Origin of the sequence: Halalkalibacter oceani (genome assembly GCF_040544555.1) — a bacterium.
Taxonomy (GTDB): Bacteria; Bacillota; Bacilli; order Bacillales; family Bacillaceae_D; genus Halalkalibacter; species Halalkalibacter oceani.
This window is the reverse complement of the sequence record NZ_JBEPKD010000053.1, coordinates 1-3,750: the sequence shown is the minus strand read 5'-3', so window position 1 is coordinate 3,750 and position 3,750 is coordinate 1. Positions and strand designations below refer to the sequence as shown.

The following is a 3,750-nucleotide window of genomic DNA, read 5'->3' as shown; positions in this document are numbered from 1 at the left end:
CTGGAATTCATGAGAACATCACTCATGAATTTGAAGACCTTCCTGCGGCTCCGCTTTCAGGCTAAGAGCCACTCAAAAGGCTAACACCGGCCTTTTGAGTGGCTCTTTTATTCTTCGACTTTTAGTTCGTTTTCCTTCACGCGGTCAAGCGTCATTTTATAGCCGTCGTTTCCGTAGTTCAGGCACCGTTTGACGCGGGAAATCGTCGCGGTGCTAGCGCCGGTTTCGGTTTCGATTTTATGATAGGTAAAGCCATTTTGCAGCATTCTGGCTACCTCCAGACGCTGGGCAAGGGACTGGATTTCGTTAATGGTACATAAATCATCGAAAAATTGATAGCATTCCTCAAGATCCTTTAATGACAAAATCGCTTTAAATAGTTGATCGAGCTCCTTGCCGCGCAGCTTATCTATTTGCAATGTCATTCACACCTTTCCTTTTTCATTTAGTAGGTGACACTTGTAAGAGCAGGAACAATATTAATCCATGTTTGTCCAGGAGTCAGCGGGACTTGTGCCCCATCCTTGACAGGTATAATTTGCCCATCACGATTTTCCCAATCCACTTCACTGGCGATCCCGCTTTGAAAGAGGATTCCTTTACCGCCGGAGGTAAGATCAATGGCACGACGTCCGACATCATCCAGCGTCCGGTGTTCAGCTTCGACAACGAACAGGTTCGCCAGGCTGATCGGCTCGTCCGTTTCGTCGTCAATCGTCTGTTCTTCCCCATTAAACCGATGGTAGAGACCCAGCTCCTCATCAAAGGCGTACTGAACCATATTCCGGTCATAATAATTAATTTCAATTGCTTTTCCGTCCGTACCCGCTATTTGAATCTCTTCATTTTCATAGAAATCAAGGCTTGGAACAGGCCCGTCCAGCTCATAATTACGAGATTCAAAGCCTTCCCAAATGTGCTCGAACGTAATATAGGAATTGTGAGGCGCCTGCCGCTCGGAAGAACGTTCAAAAAGCGTTCCATCATAATACAGCCCGTTTAGAAAATCCGCCGCTCCGCCATTCAACAATTGCTCGGCGTCCGGACTCCAGCCGTGAATGACGAGCATTCCGTTATAACCGTTGACCAAGTCAATAAAATATGGCCGGGCACTGCGCACAGGTCCGACGCGCTCCGGCAGCTGGCTGTGATACAAAGCGACAAAACGGGTCACTTCACCTTCCGCCAGCACTTCATAGACCACATCGGCGGAAGTCAAGCCCGATTGGGGCCTAGCCGCCGGATGATTGTTAATTGTCACTCCGACAACGCGGCGATCAAGCTGCTCCTCCGTTCCAACCCCTGTTAACGGATATGTATAAGGGAGAGAAGCCTCGACTTCTCCCACATCTTCAACTGGTTCTACCTGTTCCTCTTCTTCTATGTCCACCGTCGGTTCATCGTTCTGACACGCGACCAGCATCGTCAAAGCCGCAACTGCTGCCATCCATTTGCTTCTTTTTTTCATTTCATGCACAACCTTTTCCTGAATTAACTCACTAAAGGATCTCTTTTTTTAGTTTACCGCATAATTGCAGGAAAGAGTACCGTTTTCTTTTTCACATCATAAATTCCACGCTGGGTGACACGAATATACGGCAAATGGGTAGAGGAAAAGAAGAGCAGGCTGTAAATTGGGTCTTCGTGCTTATATCCGCGCTCTCTTAACAGTGTAACAAATTTTTTCTCTTCTTCCATAATCTCTTGCATCGGTTTCGCTGATAAAACGCCAAATAGCTCCAATGTCATGCTGCCGATCACATTTCCATCCTCTACGAGCGTCATTCCGCCTCCCTGCTTTTTCAAAGCCCGGAAAGCAGCGATCATATCGGATACATTTTTCCCGATCAAAATAATATCACCGGTGTTCGAAAACGAACTGGCGAAGCCGAGAACGTGCGTGGCGAAGCCTTTAATCATTGTCGCAATAAGCCACTTCCCGTTTTTATCGATCATGACAAAAAAGCTTTCATCATGCGTCGTCGCCAATTCCTGGCCTGTCGGCTCCACCGAGATTTGATACGGCTTCAAAATAACGGCATTCGCCATTTCAATTCCCATCGGCATGGAAAAAGATAAATCACTTTCGGAGAGATCCCAATCAATTTCAAGCGGTCCGATGCCGAACTTCTCCCAAGGAAACGACTCAAAGCCTTCGCATTGTCGGCCTTCCCGTACTAGCCACTGGCCTTTTGCCAGCACCGCTTTCGGATTCGGCTGATCAATCGCTTCAAGAATGTTCAAATGCGCAATCCGGCCAGGCGCAATCATCCCCAGCTTCTGATCAAGCTGATAATATTTTGCGACGTTATAGCTTGCCATCGAATAAGCGTCAATCGGATCAAGCCCGCTATCAATTGCAATCTTAATCAGCTGATCCATCACGCCATTTTCGTAAAAAGAAGGCGGCGATCCGTCGGTTGTCATTAAGCATCTGTCAAAATAGTCAACGCCGAGCTCTCTCATTTCTTTTAACAGCTTCGGTAAATCCGGCCGGATCGACGAATGGCGTAAAGAGGTCATATAGCCCAGATTTAGACGTCGCACCGCTTCTTCTCCCGTCATCGCCTCATGGTCGCACGTGACCCCTAAAAGAGCCATCTTCGCCAAAGTTCGTTCAGAAGCCCCGGGCAAATGTCCTTCAATCCGCTTGCGCAGACGTGCCGTTTCCTGCATCCAGTGTAAAATCGAATCATCTCCGTTTAACACCTTCGGCCACGATGTCAGCTCTCCGCCTTGAATGACAAGCGGATGCTCGAGCCATTCCTTCATTTTCGAATGTGAAAAGAAGGCGTTGTCCAGCACCTCGGTCTGGGCATCATAGCGGCACCACCAGAACATCGTCGCCGGGAGCTCATTCAAGGCTTCAATAATGGAAAGCGCTTTCTTTTTTTCAAGATACAAAAAAAACACCATGTTGTCATTGATCAGCGTTGTCGTCCCCCGGGAGGACGCATATTTCGCAAAGCTGTGGGGATTATATAATTGAAACGGGTGGGCGTGGTGCTCTATATAGCCAGGTACCACAAAGGATTTTTTACAATCTACAATTTCTGTTCCCGTTGTTTTCGTAGGCATTTCATCGCCAACATAAACGATCCGGTCCTCGGTCACCCAAATATTGGCGGTCAACCACTTGCGGCGGGCATGATTTAAATAAGTGGCCTCCTTAAGGACCAGTGAAGGAGCCCTGTCTCCTTGCACAACAGCAAGCTGTTGCCTTAGTCGTTGTTTTGTCCAGCGATAAAGTCGCTCTGGCATTTCATCATCACTCATTTCATCAATTCCTATTTTTTCAATCGTAACATATTTTTATGGTTTACCTCACGAAAGATGTAATATCTTTTAACGAATTTTTTGTGAAAGATCAATTTTGACAGAAAGGCAGGCTGAATATGAGACCAAATATCGGAAGAGTTGACGCGCTTTGTCGAATAACTGCCGGATTCACCTTGTTGGCCTGGGCCACAGCTAAGCTTGCCCGCAACCCGTCCCATTCACTTCCGCTGCTGGGGGCTGTAATGGGGGGCATGAAGGTCGCAGAAGGAATCACCCGCTTTTGTCCGCTTGTTTACGTGGCTGAACAAAGGAATCCGTCTTTATCCCATGAGCAAAACGTCGCTCATCAGCAGCAGGCAGACCCTTATTCATGAATCAATCGGATAGGAGGTTACTCATTAGTTGAGTAGCCGACCTTCCACACCACCGTACGTACCGTTCGGTATACGGCGGTTCCTAAGTTTACACCTT

Annotated in this window: 4 protein-coding genes; 1 reads left to right on the top strand and 3 read right to left on the bottom strand. The window is 47.6% G+C overall.

Going from position 1 to position 3,750, the window contains the following annotated elements; translation table 11 throughout:
- Positions 1-107 precede the first annotated feature (107 nt).
- From ABMB67_RS23225 to ABMB67_RS23215, 3 genes are read right to left on the bottom strand one after another with little or no spacing between them, the layout of a single operon-like run.
- A complete protein-coding gene (locus ABMB67_RS23225) occupies positions 108-419 on the bottom strand; it encodes a YerC/YecD family TrpR-related protein (protein WP_251194787.1) in 312 nt (103 codons plus the stop codon).
- Positions 420-445: 26 nt separating this feature from the next.
- Positions 446-1,468: a DUF3048 domain-containing protein gene (locus ABMB67_RS23220; protein ID WP_354573463.1), complete on the bottom strand. Its 1,023-nt coding sequence runs from the start codon at positions 1,466-1,468 to the stop codon at positions 446-448.
- Positions 1,469-1,521: 53 nt separating this feature from the next.
- The gene (locus tag ABMB67_RS23215) at positions 1,522-3,261 is read right to left on the bottom strand and encodes an adenine deaminase C-terminal domain-containing protein (protein ID WP_251224285.1); all 1,740 of its coding nucleotides are present in this window, start codon (positions 3,259-3,261) and stop codon (positions 1,522-1,524) included.
- A 134-nt stretch (positions 3,262-3,395) separates the two neighbouring features.
- Here ABMB67_RS23215 and ABMB67_RS23210 point away from each other — a divergent pair, with 134 nt between their 5' ends.
- A complete protein-coding gene (locus tag ABMB67_RS23210; RefSeq protein WP_354573462.1) occupies positions 3,396-3,653 on the top strand; it encodes a YgaP family membrane protein in 258 nt (85 codons plus the stop codon).
- The last annotated feature ends 97 nt before the right edge of the window (positions 3,654-3,750 follow it).